The sequence below is a fragment of the Paenibacillus phytorum genome (genome assembly GCF_013141715.1).
GTDB classification, from domain to species: Bacteria; Bacillota; Bacilli; order Paenibacillales; family NBRC-103111; genus Paenibacillus_E; species Paenibacillus_E phytorum.
On the sequence record NZ_WHOA01000241.1, the window covers coordinates 389,648 to 412,279 of the forward strand.

General features: G+C 42.1%; 21 protein-coding genes. All 21 read left to right on the forward strand.

The features are described 5' to 3' along the window. Positions 1-41 precede the first annotated feature (41 nt). The 21 genes from GC098_RS35040 to GC098_RS35140 all read left to right on the forward strand — a co-directional run bounded on the left by GC098_RS35040 (position 42) and on the right by GC098_RS35140 (position 22,370). Positions 42-1,145: a protein-glutamate methylesterase/protein-glutamine glutaminase gene (locus GC098_RS35040; RefSeq protein ID WP_171648860.1), complete on the forward strand. Its 1,104-nt coding sequence runs from the start codon at positions 42-44 to the stop codon at positions 1,143-1,145. Positions 1,146-1,196: 51 nt separating this feature from the next. Further along, positions 1,197-3,263 carry a chemotaxis protein CheA gene (locus GC098_RS35045; RefSeq protein WP_171648862.1) on the forward strand — a complete coding sequence of 689 codons (2,067 nt, stop codon included), beginning with the start codon at positions 1,197-1,199 and terminating at the stop codon, positions 3,261-3,263. A 27-nt stretch (positions 3,264-3,290) separates the two neighbouring features. Next, positions 3,291-3,752 (forward strand): chemotaxis protein CheW, encoded by a 462-nt coding sequence (locus tag GC098_RS35050; RefSeq protein WP_171648864.1) that lies wholly within the window; start codon positions 3,291-3,293, stop codon positions 3,750-3,752. Positions 3,753-3,788: 36 nt separating this feature from the next. Beyond that, positions 3,789-4,376 (forward strand): chemotaxis protein CheC, encoded by a 588-nt coding sequence (locus tag GC098_RS35055; protein WP_216625520.1) that lies wholly within the window; start codon positions 3,789-3,791, stop codon positions 4,374-4,376. Next, the gene (locus GC098_RS35060) at positions 4,373-4,867 is read left to right on the forward strand and encodes a chemotaxis protein CheD (protein WP_171648866.1); all 495 of its coding nucleotides are present in this window, start codon (positions 4,373-4,375) and stop codon (positions 4,865-4,867) included. The genes GC098_RS35055 and GC098_RS35060 overlap by 4 nt, the downstream gene beginning before the upstream one ends. Next, the gene (locus GC098_RS35065) at positions 4,864-5,301 is read left to right on the forward strand and encodes a hypothetical protein (protein WP_171648867.1); all 438 of its coding nucleotides are present in this window, start codon (positions 4,864-4,866) and stop codon (positions 5,299-5,301) included. Before GC098_RS35060 ends, GC098_RS35065 begins: the two co-directional genes overlap by 4 nt. 19 nt (positions 5,302-5,320) lie before the next feature. Further along, entirely contained in the window at positions 5,321-6,109 is a 789-nt protein-coding gene (locus GC098_RS35070; protein ID WP_171648868.1) for a FliA/WhiG family RNA polymerase sigma factor, read from the forward strand. Between the two features lie 34 nt (positions 6,110-6,143). Continuing rightward, complete coding sequence (locus tag GC098_RS35075; RefSeq protein ID WP_171648869.1) at positions 6,144-7,553, forward strand: flagellar assembly protein A; 1,410 nt, start codon at positions 6,144-6,146, stop codon at positions 7,551-7,553. A gap of 19 nt (positions 7,554-7,572) precedes the next feature. Continuing rightward, the gene (locus GC098_RS35080) at positions 7,573-7,896 is read left to right on the forward strand and encodes a hypothetical protein (RefSeq protein WP_171648870.1); all 324 of its coding nucleotides are present in this window, start codon (positions 7,573-7,575) and stop codon (positions 7,894-7,896) included. A 34-nt stretch (positions 7,897-7,930) separates the two neighbouring features. Next, a complete protein-coding gene (locus GC098_RS35085) occupies positions 7,931-8,551 on the forward strand; it encodes a hypothetical protein (RefSeq protein ID WP_171648872.1) in 621 nt (206 codons plus the stop codon). Beyond that, the gene (locus GC098_RS35090) at positions 8,544-9,059 is read left to right on the forward strand and encodes a hypothetical protein (RefSeq protein WP_171648875.1); all 516 of its coding nucleotides are present in this window, start codon (positions 8,544-8,546) and stop codon (positions 9,057-9,059) included. The genes GC098_RS35085 and GC098_RS35090 overlap by 8 nt, the downstream gene beginning before the upstream one ends. Positions 9,060-9,309: 250 nt before the next feature. After that, positions 9,310-10,008, forward strand: coding sequence for a 30S ribosomal protein S2 (rpsB, locus tag GC098_RS35095; RefSeq protein WP_029195233.1), 699 nt, complete (start codon positions 9,310-9,312; stop codon positions 10,006-10,008). Positions 10,009-10,121: 113 nt separating this feature from the next. Then, positions 10,122-10,772, forward strand: coding sequence for a translation elongation factor Ts (gene tsf / locus GC098_RS35100; protein WP_029195234.1), 651 nt, complete (start codon positions 10,122-10,124; stop codon positions 10,770-10,772). 90 nt (positions 10,773-10,862) lie between these two features. After that, positions 10,863-11,588 (forward strand): UMP kinase, encoded by a 726-nt coding sequence (pyrH, locus tag GC098_RS35105; protein ID WP_029195235.1) that lies wholly within the window; start codon positions 10,863-10,865, stop codon positions 11,586-11,588. 3 nt (positions 11,589-11,591) lie between these two features. Further along, positions 11,592-12,146: a ribosome recycling factor gene (frr, locus tag GC098_RS35110; RefSeq protein WP_029195236.1), complete on the forward strand. Its 555-nt coding sequence runs from the start codon at positions 11,592-11,594 to the stop codon at positions 12,144-12,146. Between the two features lie 64 nt (positions 12,147-12,210). Next, complete coding sequence (gene uppS / locus GC098_RS35115) at positions 12,211-12,984, forward strand: undecaprenyl pyrophosphate synthase (protein WP_376774051.1); 774 nt, start codon at positions 12,211-12,213, stop codon at positions 12,982-12,984. A 45-nt stretch (positions 12,985-13,029) separates the two neighbouring features. Further along, the gene (locus GC098_RS35120) at positions 13,030-13,824 is read left to right on the forward strand and encodes a phosphatidate cytidylyltransferase (protein ID WP_171648877.1); all 795 of its coding nucleotides are present in this window, start codon (positions 13,030-13,032) and stop codon (positions 13,822-13,824) included. 24 nt (positions 13,825-13,848) lie between these two features. Further along, entirely contained in the window at positions 13,849-14,994 is a 1,146-nt protein-coding gene (locus GC098_RS35125) for a 1-deoxy-D-xylulose-5-phosphate reductoisomerase (RefSeq protein WP_171649087.1), read from the forward strand. Between the two features lie 268 nt (positions 14,995-15,262). Next, positions 15,263-16,522, forward strand: a complete 1,260-nt coding sequence (rseP, locus tag GC098_RS35130; protein ID WP_171648879.1) for an RIP metalloprotease RseP — start codon at positions 15,263-15,265, stop codon at positions 16,520-16,522. 22 nt (positions 16,523-16,544) lie between these two features. Continuing rightward, complete coding sequence (proS, locus tag GC098_RS35135; RefSeq protein WP_171648881.1) at positions 16,545-17,993, forward strand: proline--tRNA ligase; 1,449 nt, start codon at positions 16,545-16,547, stop codon at positions 17,991-17,993. A 66-nt stretch (positions 17,994-18,059) separates the two neighbouring features. Next, positions 18,060-22,370 carry a PolC-type DNA polymerase III gene (locus tag GC098_RS35140; protein ID WP_171648883.1) on the forward strand — a complete coding sequence of 1,437 codons (4,311 nt, stop codon included), beginning with the start codon at positions 18,060-18,062 and terminating at the stop codon, positions 22,368-22,370. Positions 22,371-22,632: the final 262 nt, after the last annotated feature.

Genomic DNA, 22,632 nt, shown 5'->3' on the forward strand with positions numbered 1-22,632 from the left:
CAAATCGTGTCGAATATGCTCATAAGAGGGAGGGAAGCAGCATGGCACCATATAACATTCTTGTCGTAGACGACTCCGTCTTTATGCGAAAAATTATAAGCGATTTGATTTCAGATAATCCTCAGTACAAAGTCATAGGAACAGCAAAAAATGGACAAGAAGCCATTGAACAAGTGAAGCTATTACGCCCCGATGCCGTTACGATGGATGTGGAAATGCCAATAATGAACGGTTTGGATGCTTTGCAGCGAATCATGGCAGAACAACCAACGCCTGTCATTATGTTAAGTTCCTTAACCCAGGAGGGGGCTTCTGAAACGATTAAAGCACTCGAGTGGGGAGCTGTCGACTTTATTCGAAAGCCGTCAGGTTCCATTTCCCTTGACCTGTATAAAGTAAAACAACTTCTTCATGAGAAGCTGCATATGGCAGTTCGAACGAAGTTAAGACCGGTACCGCAGCAGCCTGTGTCTCCGCGGGTTACTCAACTGATAATACCCAAAAGTAACGCCAGTTTGATGAAAGCACCCGATACTAAACTTGCAGTAAAGCATGGTTCAACGTATTTCGATCATCTAGTAGCCATAGGTACTTCTACAGGAGGGCCTCGTGCCTTACATCAGGTGATCTCTCATATTCCTGCAGGTTTTCCTGCGCCGATCTTAATTGTTCAACATATGCCACCTAATTTCACCAAATCATTAGCCCAACGTCTGAATGACATTTCTCAGATACAGGTAGTCGAGGCTGCGGAAGGGGATGTGCTCCAAACGGCAACAGCTTATGTAGCACCGGGAGGATGGCATATGGTCATCTACAAAGATATGGACAAAACGTACAAAATTCGATTGAACAAGGAAGAACCTCGTTCTGGTCACCGCCCCTCAGTGGATGTCATGTTTGAGTCCCTGCTTGGTATGAGTGAGTTGAAGCGGCACATCGTCCTGATGACAGGCATGGGCAGCGATGGAGCTAAAGGCATGCTCTCATTAAAGCAATCTGGCGTATCAACAACCATTGCAGAGTGCGAAGAAACCTGTGTCGTATACGGGATGCCTAGAGCTGCTGTAGAGATCCAAGCTGCGATGCATGTATTGCCACTACAGGATATTGCAACTCGATTAGCTCAATGCGTACTTAATTAAATGAAATTTAGCAAGCAGGTTACATAATGATTCTAATGGAGGTGTGTGGTTTTGGAACTTAGTCAATATTTATCCATGTTTATCGATGAATCGAAAGAGCATTTGCAATCTTTGAATGAGAACTTACTTAATTTAGAAAGCAATCCTCAGGATATTAGTATTGTTCATAACATTTTCCGCTCTGCTCATACGTTGAAAGGGATGTCTGCAACAATGGGCTTCGAGGATATCGCTGCCCTAACGCACGAGATGGAAAATGTATTGGATTTGGTACGTAACAGCAAAATTGAAATGAACCCATTCATTTTTGACTGCATTTTCAAAAGTCTTGATTCATTGGAATCCATGGTCGAAGATATTATTCAAGGTGGTACTGGGAAAGCGGATGTTTCACCTATCGTCGTTGCTCTTCGTTCCATCGTGACAGGTGACTATAAAACCGCACAAGCTCCAGCAGTGACAGCTGCGAAGGAACCAGCAAAAGGGATCGAAGTTGACGAGTTTCAATTTTCTATTCTTCAACAATCGATTGACTCGGGATTCCTTGTATTCTATATCGAAGTAAGTGTAAATGAGAATTGTGTACTTAAGGCAGCAAGGGCATATATGGTGTTCGATGCACTGGAGAGAATGGGCGAAATCGTAAAAGCGACGCCATCCGTACAAGAAATCGAACAAGAGAAATTTGATCGTTCTTTCTCACTATATTTTATTTCTAAAGTTGATCAAGTAACGTTAGAAAAAGAAATTTTGAACGTTTCCGAGATACAATCTGCCGTTATTATCACAGTTGATTCAGAATCACTTGCCGAATTATCCCGCCCAAGAAATGAAGTTGAGGCGGCAAGACAAGAAATAGCTGCAGCGGTAGCAGAAGCGATCACACCAGCTGTATCTGTTGAACCCATACATAATGCTGAGCCAGTTACAGCTGTTGCTAAACCAGCGGCCGGTGGGGCTCCTGTTGCAAGTCGTACAATTCGTGTTGATATTGAACGTTTAGATGCTCTTATGAATCTGTTCAGCGAACTATTAATTGATCGCGTACGATTAGAACAACTCGCTAGCGAGGTTAAACGTAATGATCTGACTGAAACAGTTGAACATATGTCTAGGGTCAGCAGTGATTTGCAAAATATCGTTTTGAAGCTCCGGATGGTTCCTGTGGATTCTGTATTCAATCGCTTCCCACGGATGATAAGAGACTTGGCTAAATCGCTAGATAAGAAAGTAGATTTGGTCATCACAGGAGCAGAAACGGAATTAGATCGGACCGTAATTGATGAAATCGGTGACCCGCTTGTCCATTTACTTCGTAATGCTGTGGATCATGGTATTGAGTCAATCAGCGATCGATTGGCTGCTGGCAAAAGTGAGCAAGGTACCATTCAGTTGCGTGCTTTCCATAGTGGAAATCATGTCTTTATAGAGATTGAAGAAGATGGTAAAGGGATTTATAGAGAAAAAGTATTGAAAACTGCACTCAAGAATGGCCTTGTAACAGCAGAACAAGCAGCGAAGTTAAGTGATTTGGAAGTATACAACTTGTTGTTCGCATCTGGTTTTAGTACGGCTGAGAAAATTTCTGATATTTCTGGACGTGGCGTTGGTCTTGACGTTGTGAAGACGAAGATTCAGATGTTGGGTGGACATGTTCAAGTTGATTCCAAACCAGGCTTTGGAAGTAAGTTCTCTGTCCAATTACCACTGACGCTATCTATTATTTCTGCCATGCTCGTGCGTCTTGGCAGCGAAAAATATGCGATACCGTTGTCGTCCATTGTTGAAACTTCAGCTATTCAGAAAAATCAGATTCGTAATATTCATGGTAACAAAATGGTGGAGTATCGTAATACGGTTATTCCTCTTGTATCGCTCAGTACATTGTTTAATGTACCTGATTTCAATGAGGATCTTGAGGAAGAGACTGAGATTGTTGTTGTGCGCAAAGGGGACAAGCAGGTAGCCTTGATGGTAGACGAATTTATTGGTCAGCAAGAAATCGTTCTAAAAACATTAGGTAAATATTTATCCGGACTATTTGCAATATCCGGTGCAACGATTCTAGGAGATGGACAAGTCGCATTGATCATTGATCCGAATGCATTGATTAAATAATTACATACTTTTAAGGAGGGTTTCACAATGGGAGAAGAGAAAAAGGTAATCGTCTTCGCACTTGGAACGGAAGAGTACGGCGTGGAAGTTGAGAAAGTTAGAACGATCGAAAGAATGCAGCCAATGACGCGCGTACCTAAAGCGCCGGCATTTATTAAAGGCGTTATTAATCTTCGCGGTGTTGTTATTCCTATTATTGATCTTCGTTCAAGATTCGGACTTGAAGAGCAAGTTAACTCAGATGCTACTCGTATTATCATCGTATCTGCCGGTGACTTTGAAGTTGGTCTTATCGTAGATTCAGCGAATGATGTTATTGATCTGGACACAGATAATATTGATAATCCACCAGAAATTGTGGGCGGTATCAAAGCCAAGTATCTGGACGGTATCGCACGTGTCGGCGAACAAAGATTGCTTGTTTTGCTGAATTTAGAGCAAGTCTTGGATCGCGATGAACTTCAACAGTTAGAAAGAGTAGAGGAATAGCTTGTGGATGTGTTTAGTCGTTTAGAGGATTTTCAAATGGACGTTCTCAAGGAAGTAGGTAACATAGGTGCGGGGCACGCTGCTACCGCACTATCTACTTTGCTTGATAAGCCGATTGATATGCTAGTTCCAAAGGTTAGAATGCTTCCTTTCGAAGAAATCTGCGAAAGTGTTGGTGGAGCGGAGACGGTAGTTCTTGCTATCTTCTTGCGTGTGGATGGAGACGCGCCTGGAAATATGTTTTTTATTCTTGATTTAGATGCCGCCAAAAATATGCTAAGGGATTTGATTGGGTTACATATCGAAGATCAAGAAGAGTATTCAGAACTGGAATTATCTGCTTTGAATGAGATCGGGAATATTCTAGCCGGTTCGTATTTATCCTCTCTTGCTGATTTTACGAATTTGAATATGCAGCCTACTGTCCCTGCATTAGCAATTGACATGGCCGGTGCTATTCTAAGCTATGGATTATTGCAATTTGGTCAGATGGGAGATCAAGCACTTCTCATTGATACCAAATTTATGGAAGGGGAAAATGAAGTACAAGGACATTTCTTCTTAATTCCTGATCCGGAATCGTTTGGCAAAATATTTTCGGCATTAGGGGTAGAGTCTCCATGACGTTAGAGAATTTAATTAAAGTAGGAATGGCTGACCTGAATGTTGCTCACCAGACAGGTGTATTGAAGACAACAGGGCTGGGTTCGTGTGTGGGTGTAACATTATATGATAGCCGCTTAAAAGTGGCAGGTATGGCTCATGTGATGCTGCCTTCCTCCGAGATAGCTCGTGAAGGCTCGCTGAACATTGCTAAATACGCGGACACGGCTATTCCTGAGTTAATTTCCAGAATGGAAAAGCTAGGAGCTGCTGTGAATAGGCTAGAAGCTAAGCTTGCTGGCGGTGCTCAAATGTTTGCATTTGCTGGTAATAATGATACGATGAGAATTGGTCCAAGAAATGTAGAATCTTGTAAGGAAATGTTGAATAAATACAAAATTCCGATTCGTGCTGAGGATACTGGGGCTAATTACGGTCGAACGATAGAATTCCATAGTGAAACCGGCATCCTGGTTATTCGAAGTGTCCAATTAGGGGTAAAGGAAATTTGATGATGATTGGAACCATTCGAATTAATGTCATCGTAGCATCATTGGCGGGCTTATTTACATTTGCCTTATCGATCGGCAATAATTTATTACTTTCTACTTGTCTTAAAAGTACATACAGCTTTCTTATTTTATTCGTTCTGACATTTGGTTTTAGATGGGTGTTGGGTGTAATGATAGGAGCTGAACATGCTGCAGGCGGAGCATCTTATGCGAATCCCACGATAGAATCGTCCGTTGGTCAATCATTGGATTTGACTACACCAGATGAGGATGAGGAAACACGTGAGCTGATGAAGGCTAACCTGGGCAGTAATAACTCTATACTATCTAACGAAGCGCAATTTTCACCACTGAATCCACCTAAGCTAGTCACCAAGAATAATTTGGACCCTGAACAACTGGCGGGTGCCTTAAGGCGAATGTCTGAAGACTAAGGATGGTGAAACATAAATCATGATCGAACAAAAGCAATCACAACTAGTCAATATCGATTTATGGAAGCAATGGAAGGAGCAGGGCTGGGTTCCCGCTAAGCAGTCGCTTATCGAGAGTTACCTGCCCTTAGTTGATTATGTTTCCGGACGTATGGCAATAGGACTTCCCAAAAGTGTTTCGAGAGAGGACCTATCGAGCTTTGGTGTGATGGGCCTTATCGATGCTGTGGAGAAATTTGACTATTCACGCGGACTACAATTCGAAACTTATGCTTCTTGGAGAATTCGTGGTTCTATTATTGATGGACTTCGACAAGGGGATTGGGTACCTCGCTCTGTGAGAGAAAAAGCCAAGAAGGTCGAAGATGCTTACCAGAAGCTAGAACAGCAGTATCTACGTTCCGTTACGGATGCAGAGATCAGCAACTACTTGCAAATTAGTGAGCAAGATTTTCAGCAGATGCTTCAGGATATTTCGATTACAACCGTTTGTTCGATTGATGATCCCATCCGAGAGGAAGATTCGGAAACGCGTCTTTCATTACTTGTTGACGAAAAGGCCAAGAACCCAGAGTTTCAAGTAAATGAGTTTTATTTGAAGGAGTCTTTGGCGAAGGCTATTGAAAGATTAACGGAGAAAGAGAGAACGGTTGTCTCGTTATTCTATTTCGAAGAGCTCTCCTTAAGTGAAATTGCTGAGGTTATGTGCTTGTCTCCTTCTCGTATTTCACAATTACATTCGAAAGCAATTCTTCGGCTTAAAGGCGTACTTGGTCGATTTAAGACGCAATTATTTCAAGATACTTAACATACAATCAGAAGGTATGAAAGGTGGTTTGTCTATGCTTGAGAGGAACATGCCTTTGGATTTTTACATTAGTATTTCCATCTCGGATGACAAATTAACAGCTTATTTGTTAATTAACAATGCTGATAACGACTTTCAAGTAACAGCAGGACAATTGGAAGAGTTAGTTCAAACGAATCACATCGTTCACGGTTTAAATCGACCTTTACTTGCTCAAATAGCTGCAAATCCGAAACCTTTTTATCATCAAAAAGTAGCGATTGCAACGGGGACAAAGGCAATAGAAGGACAGAGCGGCTATATTAAATTTATTTTTGATTTTGATGAGGATGAAAAGAAACCGATAGAGCTGGATGACGGCAGGGTAAATTATAAAGAAGTTGTATCTCTTCATAATGTAAGAAAAGGACAGCTTATCGGACAGCGTTTTCTGGCAACGGAAGGCACACCGGGAACAGCCGTTACAGGTGAGACCCTTTTTACTAAAGCGGGGAAAGAAGCTAGATTTAAATTAGGCAAGAATGTGGTTACAGACGCTGAACAAATGGGCCTTTATTCTACAATTGATGGTATGGTAGTAAGAACTGATCGTGACAAAATTAATGTGTTTCCTGTCTATGAAGTGAATGGAAATGTTGATTATAATATTGGGAATATTGATTTTATCGGTACAGTGGTTATTCGAGGAAATGTTCTTCCTGGTTTTAAAATCCGTGCAGCTGGGGATATTCGTGTCACTGGTGGCGTGGAAGCGGCTGAACTTGAAGCTGAAGGTTCTATTGAAATTAGTGCAGGCATTGTAGGGCAGAATAAAGCACATGTTAAAGCAGGGAAGAATGTAAAAAGTTCCTTCATTCAGGATGCTATTGTTGAAGTTACAGGAGAATTAACGGTTTCTCAGAGTATCATGCATTCAACGATTAGAGCAGGCAAGGCTGTAAATTGTAATGGTTCCAAAGGACTCATTGTTGGAGGCACCATACAAGCCGGGGAGCGTGTTACTGCGAGGACGATAGGGAATTCGATGTCAACGACTACAGTTGTTGAAGTTGGCGTTTTACCAGAGCTTCGTAATGAAATGATTGATCTACGCAACCAACTGAAGGTGTTCATGGAAAATATGGATAAAACGGATAAAGCGCTTACGTTATTAAATCAATTAGCAGCAGCAGGTCAACTAAGCCCGGATAAAGTGGCCATGCGAATCAAGTTGACGCATACGAAAAAGCAAGCTTTAGAAGAGCAAAATGCCATTAAAGAGCGTATTCTTGAGATTGAGAAATCATTAGAGGACTCCGAAAAAGCAAAAGTAGAAGTATTGTCTACCATTTATGGAGGAACGAAGATCGTTATTGGTCGGTATACTAAATTTGTCAAAGATCCAACAAACCGCATGACGTTCCGTTTAAGTGAAGGCGATATTTCTATGAGTGCCTATGTGTGAGTGAAGGAGAGGGTAAGCGATGAGTTTTAAAGCCATCGATTTACAGTTCGCCGTACACAAAAACGATGAAGCAGGCATCCGTCAAAATCAGCTTATGCAAAAACCGCGGCAAGACGAAACGATCTTGGAGAATCAAGCTGCTCAAACAACGGAGAAGGATCGCCATCGTAGCAGCAAGCTCGAAGAGAGCGTTCGTACAGATATCAAGGATCATGGCGACCAGCGTCAGCAGTCTAACAAGGGGAAGGCAAAGAACAAAGTTAAAACAGTTTCCGCTTCCCTTGAAGGCAGTCATCAGCCAGATCATCCGTATAAAGGGCATCATATTGATTTATCTTTATAACTAGTTATCTCACATATAGAAAAAGGTGAACCCAATGGCTATGCAGCCGTGGATGTATGTCGTACTTCTAGGACTTGTCTTGATTGTTTATGCACGTTTCCTGCCTAAGGAGCAAGCGTCAGCGTCCAATAAGACGAACGTAGTCCAAGAGATCGAGGAAACCATCGAGCATTTCGCTGCTGAGATGGATGAACAAAATCAAACGCTGCTCAATCTGTTCTCCAAAACGAAACAAGATTACGAGATAGAGCTTGCTAAGCTTGCAGGCAGACTGGAATCATTGGAAAAGCAAAAACATGAACTGTCGCAGGAATTAACGAAAGTGCATGTCAATCATCAAGTGAATCAAAGAACAAATGCGGCAACTGACGTTCTTTCTGATGATCAGCATGCTGTTATCTCGAAAATTCCTATTGCTAATCCAGCCCATTCTGTTCAAGTCACCTCTTCTGAACTTGTTGCGCCTTCTAAAGAATCGGTAGTGGAAGAACCCATCTACACTGGATTGAGCATGAAGAGTAGATACAGCGAGCTATTTTCACTGCATGATCAAGGAAAAGGCGTCGAAGCCATTGCTAAGAAGCTAGGCATGAATAAAGGCGAGGTCAGTCTAATCCTTCAATTATCCAGACAGGAGGAAAAGGCCCGTGTTTAAAAATAGGTCGTACGTTTCTGGAATAGGGACTGGAATTATCGTAGGAGCCTTACTTCTGCAAATTATGTCTGTGCGGGCTAGTGCACCTAGTCAATCGGGCATTGCATTGGATGAAATGGATCCTCAGAAGTTAAAGGTCGAAGCTACGAAATACTACCAAGTTTTCGATAAGAATACAAAAGTATTTACGCAAACTGAGTTCGATGGAGCCGTATTAAAAAAGGTCAAAGAGGAAACAGACAAATTGGCGGCAGCTAAACCTCAGGAACAACCCAAAGCAAATACACCTGAAGTTACTCCGAAAATAATTATATATGTACAGCCAAATCTTGATGCGACAGCTGTCAGTGAACTTCTGGTGAAATCTGGCATTATTACCGATCGTAAAGCTTTCATTACGGAGCTTGAAAAACAAGGTGGCAACACCAAAATTCAAATCGGTTACCATGTTTTCGAAGATGTTACGGATATCCCCAAAGTCGTGACCAATTTAATTACAGTTCAATAGATAGTCCGACAAATGGATCTTAATTATGAGGTCTGTTTTTGTTGTTTCTGTACATATACATGCCTTATGTAGGACAAAATGACTATCATGACAAAAGGTTGCATAGGCATTTCAGTTGTGGTATATTTATTCACGGTGTTAAAAACTCACGCCCGTCAATTTGCATAATGGTGCTTACTTCGGTAAGTTTTATGCAAAGATGCGACAGGCGGCGGATACCAAATAAACCATTTTAGAGGAGGGATTGGGGATGGCAGTTATCTCCATGAAACAGCTTTTAGAAGCTGGCGTACATTTCGGTCACCAAACACGTCGTTGGAACCCGAAAATGGACAAATACATCTTTACAGAAAGAAACGGTATTTACATTATCGATCTACAAAAAACGGTTAAAAAAGTTGAGGAAGCTTACAACTTTGTTAAATCCGTTTCTGAAGATAATGGTACGATTCTTTTCGTAGGAACGAAAAAACAAGCACAAGATTCCGTTGCTGAAGAAGCAGAACGTTGCGGAATGTACTTCATCAACCAACGTTGGTTGGGTGGTACACTAACAAACTTCCAAACGATTCAAAAGCGTATTGACCGTTTGAAAACTCTTGAAAGATGGGAAGAGGACGGTACTTTCGAAGTTCTTCCTAAGAAAGAAGTTATCATTCTCCGTAAAGAGAAAGATCGTCTTGAGAAATTCTTGGGCGGAATCAAGAACATGAAAGGTCTGCCTAGTGCACTTTTCATTATCGACCCACGCAAAGAGCGTATTGCTGTTGCGGAAGCTCGCAAATTGGGTATCCCAATCGTTGGTATCGTTGATACAAACTGCGATCCGGACGAAATTGATTACGTGATTCCAGGTAACGATGATGCGATTCGTGCCGTTAAATTATTAACAGCAAAAATTGCTGATGCCGTTATCGAAGCACACCAAGGCGAGCAAACAACAGCTTAATCTATAGGAATGTGAAAAGGGTGGTTGGAAGGTGTAACAGCCTGTCACCACCCTTTTTTTAAAGAATCAACAGGTATTACATACCAATAACAACTATCGGGAGGTTTCTTTCAATGGCAGTTACAGCAGCACAAGTGAAAGAGTTACGTGAAAAAACAGGCGCAGGGATGTTGGATTGTAAGAAAGCGCTCGAAGAAGCAAACGGTGATATCACCAAAGCAGGCGAATTGCTTCGTGAGAAAGGTCTTTCTGCTGCAGCTAACAAAGCAGGCCGTATTGCTACAGAAGGCGCTGTAGAATCTTACATTCACGCTGGCGGTAAAGTAGGCGTACTTGTTGAGATCAACTGTGAAACTGACTTCGTTGGTAAAACAGAGCAATTCCGTACTTTCTGCAGAGACATCGCAATGCATATCGCAGCGGCTAACCCGACTTATGTACGTCGTGAAGAAGTGCCAACAGAAGCTTTGGAGAAAGAGAAAGAAATTCTTCGTAACCAAGCTTTGAATGAAGGCAAACCAGAGAAAATCATTGACAAAATGGTTGAAGGCCGTATCGGTAAATACTACGAAGAGTTCTGCTTGATGGAGCAACAATTCGTTAAAGATCCAGACAAAACAATCGACCAATTGTTGAATGAAAAAATCGCAGCAATCGGCGAGAACATCTCCATTCGTCGTTTCGTACGTTTCGGCCTTGGTGAAGGTCTTGAGAAAAAACAAGAGAACTTTGCGGAAGAAGTTATGTCCCAAGTTAAACTATAATAGGCATTTAAAAAAGATGGAACACTTGGTGTTCCTTCTTTTTTAGCCAATAAGAGATCTGTACAAGCATTGAAACGGAGGTTATACAAGTTGGGTCAACCTTTTTATAAAAGAATAGTGCTAAAATTGAGCGGCGAAGCTTTGGCAGGACAGCAGGGTTATGGCATTGATTCGGAAGTTATTACTTCCATTGCCCAACAGGTGAAGGATGTTGTGGAGTTAAATGTAGAAGTCGCTATTGTAGTTGGCGGTGGAAACATTTGGCGTGGTATTGCAGGTAGTGAGAAGGGTATGGATCGTGCGACAGCAGATTACATGGGTATGCTTGCAACCGTCATGAATTCTTTGGCTCTGCAGGATGCACTAGAGAATCTCGATGTGCCTACAAGAGTTCAATCTTCCATTACTATGCAGCAAGTGGCTGAACCATACATTCGTAGAAGAGCAATGCGTCACCTTGAAAAGGGTAGAGTTGTTATTTTCGCGGCAGGTACAGGGAATCCATACTTCTCAACGGATACAACAGCGGCTTTAAGAGCAGCTGAAATTGAAGCAGAAGTTATTCTCATGGCCAAAAATAAAGTGGATGGCGTTTATTCAGCAGATCCATTCAAAGATCCAACAGCGAAGAAATTCGAGACGTTAACTTATATGGAAGTTATCAGTAACAATCTTGGTGTCATGGATTCCACCGCATCTTCCCTTTGTATGGATAACAACATCCCGTTAGTGGTGTTCAATATCACAGAAAAAGGGAATATCAAACGAGTGGTCCTTGGCGAGAAAATTGGGACTACAGTTAAAGGGAGTGTCTAAACCATGCCACAATCAGTAAAAAAAAATGCAGAAGATCGGATGGATAAAGCAATAGGCGCATTAAGAAGAGACTTAACTTCTCTTCGTGCAGGCCGTGCTACGCCATCTTTATTAGATCGCATCCAAGTGGAATATTACGGAGCGATGACACCTGTGAATCAACTTGCGAATTTAACAACACCTGATTCACGTACTTTACTCATTCAACCATGGGACAAAAGTTCGATGACATCGATTGAGAAAGCGATTATGAAGTCTGACTTAGGATTAACGCCATCTAACGACGGTTTGGTTATTCGAATTGTTATTCCGGCTTTAACAGAAGAGCGTCGTAGCGATCTTGTGAAAATGACGAAGAAATTTGGCGAAGAAGCAAAGATTGCTATTCGTAACATCCGTCGTGATGCCAACGATGAGATCAAAAAGTTAGAAAAAGCTGGGATATCTGAAGACGAGTCCCGCAAACATCAAGAGGATATCCAAAAGTTTACTGATAAATTCGTAGCTGAAGTTGAGAAAGTTTTGGCTGCTAAAGAAAAAGAAATCATGGAAGTATAAGATAGATATGCCCCCGGGTATTCGCTGGGGGTTTTTCATCTTTCCCTAGTTGGGAGGAACAACTGTGCTCAAGCTAATTAAGAAATGGTTAGGAATCAATGTTAAGTCTGTTTCTTCAGCTATACCAGCTATCGAATTAGATAAAGTGCCAGCACATGTCGCTATCATTATGGATGGAAACGGTCGTTGGGCTAAGCAAAGAGGCTTACCTCGCGTAGCAGGGCATCATTCCGGCATGAAAAATGTTAAGAAAATTACGATGGCTGCAAATGAGATCGGTGTTAAGGTGCTAACGATGTATGCTTTTTCAACGGAAAATTGGAAAAGACCGAAGGAAGAAGTTGAATTTCTGATGAAACTTCCTCAAGAATTTTTTCCTTTAGAAATTGAAGAGCTGATCGAAAACAATGTTCGTATCCGAATGACGGGTTGGAAAGAGGGCTTACCTGATTACACACTCAAAGCGATTGAAGGAGCTATCGAACGAACGAAAGAAAATACAGGACTCATTCTGAACTTTGCCTTAAATTATGGTGGGCGTAAAGAAATGATTGCTGGTGTTCAAGATATGATTCTTGATGTTCAAAATGGCAAACTACAAATAGAAGATTTGGATGAGGCAAGTTTTTCTTCCTATATGTTGACTTCGGATTTACCAGATCCAGACTTGTTAATTCGAACAAGTGGTGAGCTCAGACTAAGCAATTTTCTTCTTTGGCAATTAGCGTATTCGGAGCTTTGGTTTACGGAGGCTTATTGGCCGGAATTCACGGAATCATTATTTATGCAAGCAATTGCAGAATATCAGCGCCGCGGGAGAAGATACGGAGGTATCTAATTACTTCGTAAATTTCCGGCGCGTGTTCATCTAGGGGGATTCAACTTGAAGCAAAGGATCGTCACGGGAGTCATTGCCGGGATCGTTTTCATTACGTTATTAGTACTGGGTGGTTATTGGTACGCTGGGTTAATCGTGTTACTGTCTATTATCGGCTATCGTGAATATATGCAAATGAATGGCTACACGAAGTATAAATTAACAGTGGTTGTTGGTTTAATCTCCTTGTTATTCTTAACGGTGCCGTGGGAGGCGTTTGGTGGTTCACTTCCCGTTTCTTCGACCGCCATTATTTGGCTGACCATGTTTGTCTTGCTTTTCATTACAGTCGCTTCAAAAAATACGATCACAATCGATCAGGTTTCTGTTATTTTACTTGGTGTCATTTACATAGGTTTTGGATTCAATTATATGATTTCTTCGCGCTTAATGGAGCATGGCTTATTTTGGTCAATAGTAGTGTTTGTATGTATTTGGGCTTCGGATTCAGGAGCTTATTTTGTCGGTTCGAAGCTGGGAAAACATCTTCTATGGCCTCAAATCAGTCCTAAGAAGTCAATTGAGGGAGCCGTAGGTGGCGTCGTTATTTCGATGATTGCCGCACTAGGATTCGCCTTGTATGCACCGGATTTGCTTGGGTTTGGCAAGGCATTGGTGCTAGGCTTCGTAATTGCTGTTGTTGGACAAGTCGGAGACTTAATACAGTCGGCTTATAAGCGAGTAAAGGGTATTAAAGATACGGGAACCTTACTTCCGGGGCACGGTGGAGTACTCGATCGGATGGATAGTTGGCTTATTGTATTTCCATTTATTCATTGGCTTGGAATTCTTACTCACTAACAGTCATAGGCGAGGTGGAATATGATGAAACGGATTGCCATTCTGGGTTCAACAGGGTCTATTGGTACACAAACCCTAGATATTGTCCAGCATGCCTCAGATAAATTTCAGATTGAAGCATTATCTGGCGGTTATAATAGTCAATTATTGATTGAACAAGTTAAAAAGTTTCACCCAAAAGTAGTATCAGTAGCGACCAAGGAGCTTGCTGAGGAAGTTTCCAAGAATGTTTCGTCATCGACCAAGGTGTTATATGGTGAAGAAGGATTAATGGAAGTTGCTGCATCAACAGATGCAGACTTGGTTGTAACAGCTTTGGTAGGGAGTCAGGGACTTAAGCCTACAATGGCCGCGATTGAAGCTGGCAAACACATCGGACTCGCAAATAAGGAGACGTTAGTGAGTGCAGGCCATATTGTAAAGGATGCAATTCGTCGAAAAGGCGTGTCTTTGCTGCCTATTGATAGTGAGCATTCGGCTATATTTCAATGTTTGAATGGTGAGAATCGCTCGCAAATTGCGAAAATAACGCTTACTGCTTCTGGTGGTTCCTTTCGAGATCGATCTCGTGAAGAGTTAGAGGGAGTAACGGTCGAACAAGCCCTCCAACATCCGAATTGGTCGATGGGAGCCAAGATTACGATAGATTCAGCAACGATGGTCAATAAAGGTCTTGAAGTCATTGAGGCTCATTGGTTATTTGATCTCTCCTATGACCAAATAGATGTCCTCATTCATCCTGAAAGTGTCATTCATTCCTTTGTAGAATTTATTGACAATAGTGTTATTGCTCAGCTTGGTAATCCGGATATGCGAGTTCCTATCCAATACGCATTGACCTATCCAGACAGATATCCGACGCCGACCAATCGGCTAGATTTGGCTGCCATCGGAAAGCTTCATTTCCGTGAAATGGATTACAATCGGTATCCGTGTTTACGAATGGCCTTTGAGAGCGGCAAACAGGGAGGTACTACACCTACTATTTATAATGCAGCGAACGAAATTGCTGTTGCACGCTTCCTCAAAGGTGAGATTACGTTCTTGCAAATTGAACAGATCATTGAACTTGTTTTGCAGAAACACGAATCCCATTCAAACCCTCATCTAGAAGTCATTCATGAGCAGGATATTTGGGCAAGAGCCTTTGCATCATCCATCGTATTTTAATTTCATGAGAGCTTAGGTCAGCGAGGTTGGCTCGGCTCTTTTTTCAATCTATCACCTAGGCGCTTAATAAAGTAAAGTCTAATTCAAACTCCCAGCTCGTATACTGTGCTAAAAGGGCATAGCTTGTATTCAGCAGTTCAATAATGTTAATCTAAGAACATGCTGTCCATAAGTGGATGCTCAGAAGGCAGGTTTTCAAACGAAAACGTTATGGTTTTTGCAAACATAGGTAAGTTTTCTGAAGAAAACTCGAAGGAGGAAATACGACTTGTCAGCCATAGAAGTTGGATTGAAGGTTATTTTGTTGTTTTTCGTTCTCGTTACGATTCATGAATGGGGTCATTTTTACTTTGCGAAACGTGCAGGCATCTTAGTTCGAGAATTTGCAATCGGCTTTGGACCCAAAATTTTCTCATATAAAAAAGGGGAAACTCGCTATACTTTGCGTATTTTGCCAATTGGTGGATTCGTTCGCATGGCAGGGGAAGATCCGGAAATTGTCCAAGTGAACCCTGGACAAACGGTTGCCGTTAAATTAAATAAACAAAATCAAGTGTCATCTCTTTATCTTGATCAATTAGATCGACGGTCGAATGTTATCATTGGTGTTGTGGAACAAATTGATTTAGAAAGATCGCTTCGAGTATCACTTGATGTTGACGGAGAAAGCGTTACTTATCCCATTGATCCACAAGCTATGATGGTGACCAAAGGGACAGAAACACAGATTGCTCCATATGATCGTCAGTTTGGCTCGAAAACGGTTGGCCAGCGAGCAATTGCTATTGTGATGGGGCCTGTGATGAACTTCATACTTGCGATTGTGTTGTTCTTTATCGTTGTAATTATGTCGGGCGTTTTTACGAACGTTAAGCTAGATTCTGTGCTTGCAGGTAAAGCAGGCGAGAAGTCGGGTCTCCATAAAGGGGATATCATCATATCGATTGATAATCAGCCGATTGGTGATGACCGCGAGAAGCTTGTCACCTCGATTCAATCATCTGCTGGAAAGCCGATGACCTGGGTTGTGGATCGTTCTGGTAATCCAATTACACTACAGGTTACACCTGAAATGGAAGCAGGAGCTGGTAAGCTCGGCGTAGTCATTTCTGGGGATCGCAGAAGCGCAACCTTTAGTGAAGTGTTAACTGGCACATACGAACAAGTCGTTGGAACAACGATTGGCATTGTGACTGGTTTACAGAAGCTAGTTATGCTGCAGTTTAAACTTGATGATCTTGGCGGACCTGTCCGGACAGCTCAAGTATCAGCTGAGTTTGCCAAAATGGGAATAACTTACTTGATCTCATGGGCAGCTACATTAAGCTTGTATCTAGGTATATTTAATCTCTTGCCTATTCCAGCTTTAGATGGAAGCCGACTTCTATTTATGGGTCTAGAGGCATTACGCGGGAAGCCAATTGATCCGAATCGAGAAAGTATGGTTCATTTTGTTGGTTTTGCACTGCTAATGCTGCTCATGGTGGCAGTTACTTACAATGATATTTTAAGATTAATAAAGGGATAGTCCTAATATTGTAGGAGGGTTTATGTCAAACGATAAACAGTTTGTTAAAGAGATTACACCACAGGGAGAGGATTTCTCCCGTTGGTACATAGATGTGATCAAGAAAGCTGATTTGATGAGCTATTCGCCAGTGCGCGGCTGTATCGTGTTTAAACCGGATGGCTATGAAATATGGGAAAACATTCAACGTGAGCTCGATAGTAAATTCAAAGAAACGGGTCACAGAAACGCTTATTTCCCTTTATTTATTCCAGAGAGTTTTTTCCAGAAGGAAAAAGAACACGTAGAAGGCTTTAATCCAGAGCTGCCTTGGGTCACTGAAGCAGGTGGAGAGAAGCTCGAAGAACGTCTAGCTATTCGTCCAACTTCGGAAACGATGATTGGTCACATGTATTCGGAATGGATCAACTCCTATCGCGATCTTCCCCTTTTGATTAATCAATGGGCTAACGTAGTTCGATGGGAGAAGCGCACATTGCCTTTCCTTCGGACTACGGAGTTCTTGTGGCAGGAAGGCCATACCGCTCATGAAGATGAGCAGGATGCTCGCCGTGAAACGATGCAGATGCTGGATGTATACCGTCAATTTGCGGAAGATTTCTTAGCAATCCCTGTTATTGTTGGGCAGAAGACTCCTTCTGAGAAGTTCGCTGGTGCTATCGATACGTTCTCTATCGAGGCGATGATGAAAGATGGGAAAGCGGTGCAAGCTGGCACCTCACACTATCTGGGTACGAACTTTGCAGTCGCTTTCGATATCAAGTTCTTGGACCGTGAAAATCAGCATCAATTTGCTCATACGACATCATGGGGAGTTAGTACTCGACTCATCGGTGCACTTATCATGGTTCATGGTGATGATCGTGGGTTGGTATTGCCGCCTAAAGTTGCCCCAACTCAAGTCATCATGATTCCGATCGGTCCGCCAAAAACACGCGAACAAGTTATTGGCCGGGTAGACGAATTGTATGCAGAGCTTAAGAAAGCTGGCGTTCGAGTTAAAGTGGATGACCGAGCTGACCAAAGCCCGGGCTGGAAATTCAATGAATATGAAATGCGCGGTGTACCGATTCGTGTTGAATTAGGTCCTCGTGACATGGAAAATGGACAAGTTGTTCTCGTTTCTCGAGTAAGCGGGGAGAAGAAAACAGTTCAGCAAACAGATTTCGTTCAGGAAGTTCAAAATTTACTTGCTGAGATTCATCAGCAGATGTATGATAAAGCGAAGCAGTTCCGTGACGAGCATTACATAGCGGTGGATTCCATTGATGAGTTCAAAACATTCTTGGAGACCAAACGCGGGTTTGCTTTAGCTGGCTGGTGCGGCTCTAACGCTTGTGAAGAGCAAGTGAAGCAAGAAACAGGTGCGACTAGCCGTAACATTCCATTCACACCTTCAGAAACGAAGTCAACTTGTCTGGTTTGCGGTGATACTGCTAAACATACGGTCGTTTTTGGCCGAAGCTATTAATTACAATCAAGGGCAAATGGAAGCAACAATTCCATTGCCCTTGGTATTTTTATGGGGAGGCTGTTCATGAGTAATTTGGCTGATAAACGGAATCGCTTTGAGCTTTTGATGCAGCAAGCCGAGATTCCAGCCGATATCGTGCGGTCATTTTTTGCGGAAGGCTACATCGAGCAAGTAGAAATTAGTCGTAAAAATCGCGACTGGACCTTTTATTTGGTGAAAAATGAAATAGTGCCTCAGAATGTTTACCGTTCTTTTTGTAAAATGATTCAAGAGAAGTTCGCTCAGATTGCGAAGATTCGTTTTATTTGGAAATATGAGCAAGCTGATCCCGCTGCTTTGGTGGAGGAATACTGGAGCTTATTTATGGAGTGGCTGCAGCGTGAAGTAGCATCGATTAACGGTTGGATGTCGAAATCAAGGTTTGAGGTACAAGGTCATACACTAACGCTCATTATGCTTGATCAGATCGGACTTGAACTTGCTAAGAAGAAAAATGTAGATATGTTCATACGGAACTTTTTTCATAACTTTTTTCAAACAGAATTAACCGTAAAGTATGCGATGAGTGATTCTACCGAGATCGAAGCTGAGTACGAGAAATTTGCGAAGCAGCGCGAGCAAGGTGAGAAGACCATTACCCAAGAGATCATGATGTCCATCGACATGGAAGAAGAAGAATCCTCATTACCAGATACGGATCTCAAGCTTGTCATGGGTATTGATATCAAAGAGGTGCCGACGCCACTCAAGAACATTCAAGAAGAAGAGAAGAAACTGACGGTTCAGGGTACCGTATTTGGACTAGATGTCAAGGAATTGAGAAATGGAAACACGTTATTTACATTTAACCTGACCGATTTTACAGATTCTTTGGCGATGAAAGTATTTGCGAAAACCAAAGATGATGTGAAAATTATGAGCCTTCTTGCAAATGGAACATGGATTAGAGCGAGGGGGAAGGTCGAGTACGATCGTTTCATGCAAATTCCTGAACTTGTCATGATTCCGAATGACCTGAACGAAGTTATGGCTCCCAGGGATCGAATGGACGATGCAGCTGAGAAGCGTGTTGAGTTTCATTTACACACGACAATGAGTACCATGGATGCTTTGACACCTATTGATCAATATGTGAAAATGGCTGCTAAATGGGGGCATAAAGCCATCGCGGTTACTGATCATAGTAACATTCAATGTTTCCCTGATGCAGGTAAAGCAGCCAAAAAGCACGGAATTAAAGTGATTTATGGTGTGGAAGCAAACGTTGTGAATGACTCTGTTCCTATTGTGATGAATGGTAGAGATATGGATCTGAAGCAAGCAACATATGTGATATTCGACGTAGAGACAACGGGGCTTTCTGTTACCAATAACCGAATTATCGAGCTTGCAGGTGTTAAAATGCAGGACGGTAAAGAAATTGATCGGTTTGCAACGTTCATTAACCCCCACGAGAAAATTCCATATAACATTCAACAATTGACGAACATTAACGATGATATGGTAAAAGATGCGCCTGATATCGAGGATGAGCTACCTAAGTTTGTTGAGTTTGTTGGTGATTGTGTTCTCGTAGCCCATAATGCACGATTTGATATGGGTTTCCTTCAATCGAATTTGAAACGTATGGGATTGCCAGAGGTTACGAACTCCGTACTGGATACCCTAGAGCTTGCTAGATTTTTATTCCCATCAATGAAGAACCATCGATTGAATACATTGTCGGATAAATTTAAAGTAGGCTTGGACAACCATCACCGAGCGATTGATGACTCTATTGCCTTAGGTTTTGTTTTATATCATTTAATTAACGAGGCTAATGATCGACAAATAACGAATCTTGCTAAATTGAATGATTATGTAGGAAAAGATTTGTCTAATCAGCGTCCTTTCCATTGTTGTGTTTACGCGCTAAATGCTGTTGGGAAGAAGAACTTATTCAAACTTATATCCTTATCCCATACAACCTATTTGCAACGGTCTGCTACGATTCCCAAAAGTGTTCTAGTAGAGCATAGAGAAGGTCTTCTTATCACCTCCGGCTGTGAAAAAGGGGAATTCTTTGAAGCCGTTCTGAATAAATCAATCGAAGAAGCCGAGCAAGTGGCTGAGTTCTATGACATTCTCGAGATTCAACCTGTGAGCTATAACATGCATCTGGTAGAGAAGGGTCTCGTGGGGAGTGTCGAAGATTTAGAAAATGCTGTACGACGTGTTTGTGAAATTGGTTATAAGACCGGCAAACCGGTTATTGCTACAGGGAATGCGCATTATCTGAATCCTCGTGAGAAAGTATGCAGAGATATTGCCATTAATGGAATTACCGGGTTTAGTCCACTTAAAGCCATGAAAAAACCTGATGCTCATTTCCGTACGACCAAAGAGATGCTTGAAGAATTCAAGTTTCTTGGTGAAGAGAAGGCGATTGAAGTTGTTATTCGCAGTACGAATGACCTAGCGGATCGCTTTGAAGTCATTGAGCTTTTCCCTGACAAGCTGTTTACACCCATCATTGAAGGTGCCGACGAAGAAATTCGTACCACCTGTTACGATACAGCGAAGAAAATTTATGGTGATGAACTTCCGGAAGTTATTGTGGCCCGTTTAGAAAAAGAACTGGTTCCAATTATTAAGTTTGGTTTCTCTGCCAACTATTTGATTTCCGAGCGTCTTGTGAAAAAGTCGAATGCAGACGGTTATCTCGTAGGTTCAAGGGGTTCCGTTGGTTCTTCCGTCGTTGCGATGATGTTAGGCATTTCCGAGGTTAATCCGCTGCCTCCTCATTATATATGTTTATCTTGTCAGCATAGTGAGTGGTTCCTGGACGGGAGCGTTCCGAGTGGATTCGATCTTCCGAACAAAGTTTGCCCGAATTGCGGGGGTAATTTAAAAGGTGAAGGTCACGACATTCCGTTTGAGACGTTTCTTGGCTTTAAAGGGGACAAGGTTCCCGATATCGATTTGAACTTCTCTGGCGTTTATCAACCGATTGCGCATAATTTTACGAAAGAAATTTTTGGTGAGAAGAATGTATTCCGTGCGGGTACCATCGGTACTGTCGCCGAGAAGACGGCATTCGGATTCGTCAAGAAGTATGAAGAAGAGCAAGGCCAGAAATGGCGCGGTGCTGAGATTAGCCGATTAGCTGCGGGTTGTACAGGTGTGAAGAGAAGTACAGGTCAGCATCCCGGCGGTATTGTCGTAGTACCGGATTATATGGAAGTTGATGATATCACACCCGTACAATACCCAGCAGATGATAAGAATTCGGAATGGAAAACGACCCATTTTGATTATCATGCCTTTGACGCCAATTTGCTGAAACTTGATATTCTCGGACACGACGACCCGACGATGATGCGGATGCTGCAAGACTTAACAGGTATTGATCCAACGACAATTCCAATGAATGATGCGAAAGCGATGAGTATCTTCAACTCGACGGAAGCGATTGGGGTCAGACCGGATCAAATCCGATCTCCAGTAGCCACTTATGGTGTACCGGAAATGGGAACCAAGTTCGTTCGTCAGATGCTTCAGGAAACGCAGCCAAGCTCCTTTGCCGACTTATTGCAAATTTCCGGTTTGTCACATGGAACGGGTGTTTGGTTGGGTAACGCACAAGAGTTAATTAAAAAAGGGATATGTAACATTAAGACTGTTATTGGCTGTCGTGATGATATCATGCTCTTCTTGATTTATAAGGCGGGAATGGATGCAGGTCTTGCTTTCAAAATTACCGAGAGTGTTCGTAAAGGTAAGGGGCTAACAGATGAATGGAAAGATGAGATGAAACGCTGTAATGTGCCAGCTTGGTATATTGAATCTTGTGAACGGATTGAATATATGTTTCCAAAAGCGCATGCTGCTGCTTATGTTATCTCTGCTGTTCGTACAGCTTACTTTAAGGTTTATCATCCGATAGCCTACTATGCGACCTATTTTAGTGTTCGTGCGGCTGACTTTGATCTGGAGCTTCTGTGCCAAGGATATGATGCCATTCTTAAAAAGTTGATTGAGATTGAAGAGAAAGGCTTCCAGGCGCTGCCGAAAGAAAAAGCGATGGTTTCCATTTTGGAGATGTCACTCGAAATGACGTCCCGTGGCTTCAGTTTCAAACCAATTGATATCTATCGTTCGGATGCGACGCGGTTTATTATCGATGGTACGTCACTTATCCCGCCATTTGCGGCAATGTCAGGTATCGGAGATAACGCAGCCAAAAATATTGCCGCTGCCAAAGAGGAGGGCGACTTCCTCTCCATCGAAGATTTCCAGAATCGATCCAAAGCCTCAAAGACGGTCATAGAGATGCTCAGCTCGATGGGATGTTTCCGCGGACTGCCAGAATCGAATCAATTGTCCTTATTCTAATGCTTCTGAAGTCAGCTTTTCTAAAGAAAAACTCAAAAGGTAATGCTTCCGAAGTAAGTTTTCTAAAGAAAACTTTTAGCTGTCAAGTGAAAATGATTAACAAGTTTGCTATTGTAATGCAAAGAATGGTTATGGTATAATTTTTATTGGCAATAATGAGGATATCATCTTGTGATTAAAGAGTGGGGAAACCCACTCTTTACATTTTGATATAGGACTTTTCGGAATACGATATGGGAAAGTCAATTTAGGAGGTACATTT

Bases quoted from the DNA above. Each gene is read 5' to 3' on its own strand.
- tsf (WP_029195234.1), top strand. From the start codon at position 10,122: ATGGCAGTTACAGCAGCACAAGTGAAAGAGTTACGTGAAAAAACAGGC.
- proS (WP_171648881.1), top strand. From the start codon at position 16,545: ATGTCAAACGATAAACAGTTTGTTAAAGAGATTACACCACAGGGAGAG.
- GC098_RS35040 (WP_171648860.1), top strand. From the start codon at position 42: ATGGCACCATATAACATTCTTGTCGTAGACGACTCCGTCTTTATGCGA.
- GC098_RS35080 (WP_171648870.1), top strand. From the start codon at position 7,573: ATGAGTTTTAAAGCCATCGATTTACAGTTCGCCGTACACAAAAACGAT.
- GC098_RS35140 (WP_171648883.1), top strand. From the start codon at position 18,060: ATGAGTAATTTGGCTGATAAACGGAATCGCTTTGAGCTTTTGATGCAG.
- frr (WP_029195236.1), top strand. From the start codon at position 11,592: ATGCCACAATCAGTAAAAAAAAATGCAGAAGATCGGATGGATAAAGCA.
- GC098_RS35075 (WP_171648869.1), top strand. From the start codon at position 6,144: ATGCTTGAGAGGAACATGCCTTTGGATTTTTACATTAGTATTTCCATC.
- GC098_RS35055 (WP_216625520.1), top strand. From the start codon at position 3,789: ATGGACGTTCTCAAGGAAGTAGGTAACATAGGTGCGGGGCACGCTGCT.
- GC098_RS35050 (WP_171648864.1), top strand. From the start codon at position 3,291: ATGGGAGAAGAGAAAAAGGTAATCGTCTTCGCACTTGGAACGGAAGAG.
- GC098_RS35125 (WP_171649087.1), top strand. From the start codon at position 13,849: ATGAAACGGATTGCCATTCTGGGTTCAACAGGGTCTATTGGTACACAA.
- rpsB (WP_029195233.1), top strand. From the start codon at position 9,310: ATGGCAGTTATCTCCATGAAACAGCTTTTAGAAGCTGGCGTACATTTC.
- GC098_RS35060 (WP_171648866.1), top strand. From the start codon at position 4,373: ATGACGTTAGAGAATTTAATTAAAGTAGGAATGGCTGACCTGAATGTT.
- GC098_RS35085 (WP_171648872.1), top strand. From the start codon at position 7,931: ATGGCTATGCAGCCGTGGATGTATGTCGTACTTCTAGGACTTGTCTTG.
- GC098_RS35070 (WP_171648868.1), top strand. From the start codon at position 5,321: ATGATCGAACAAAAGCAATCACAACTAGTCAATATCGATTTATGGAAG.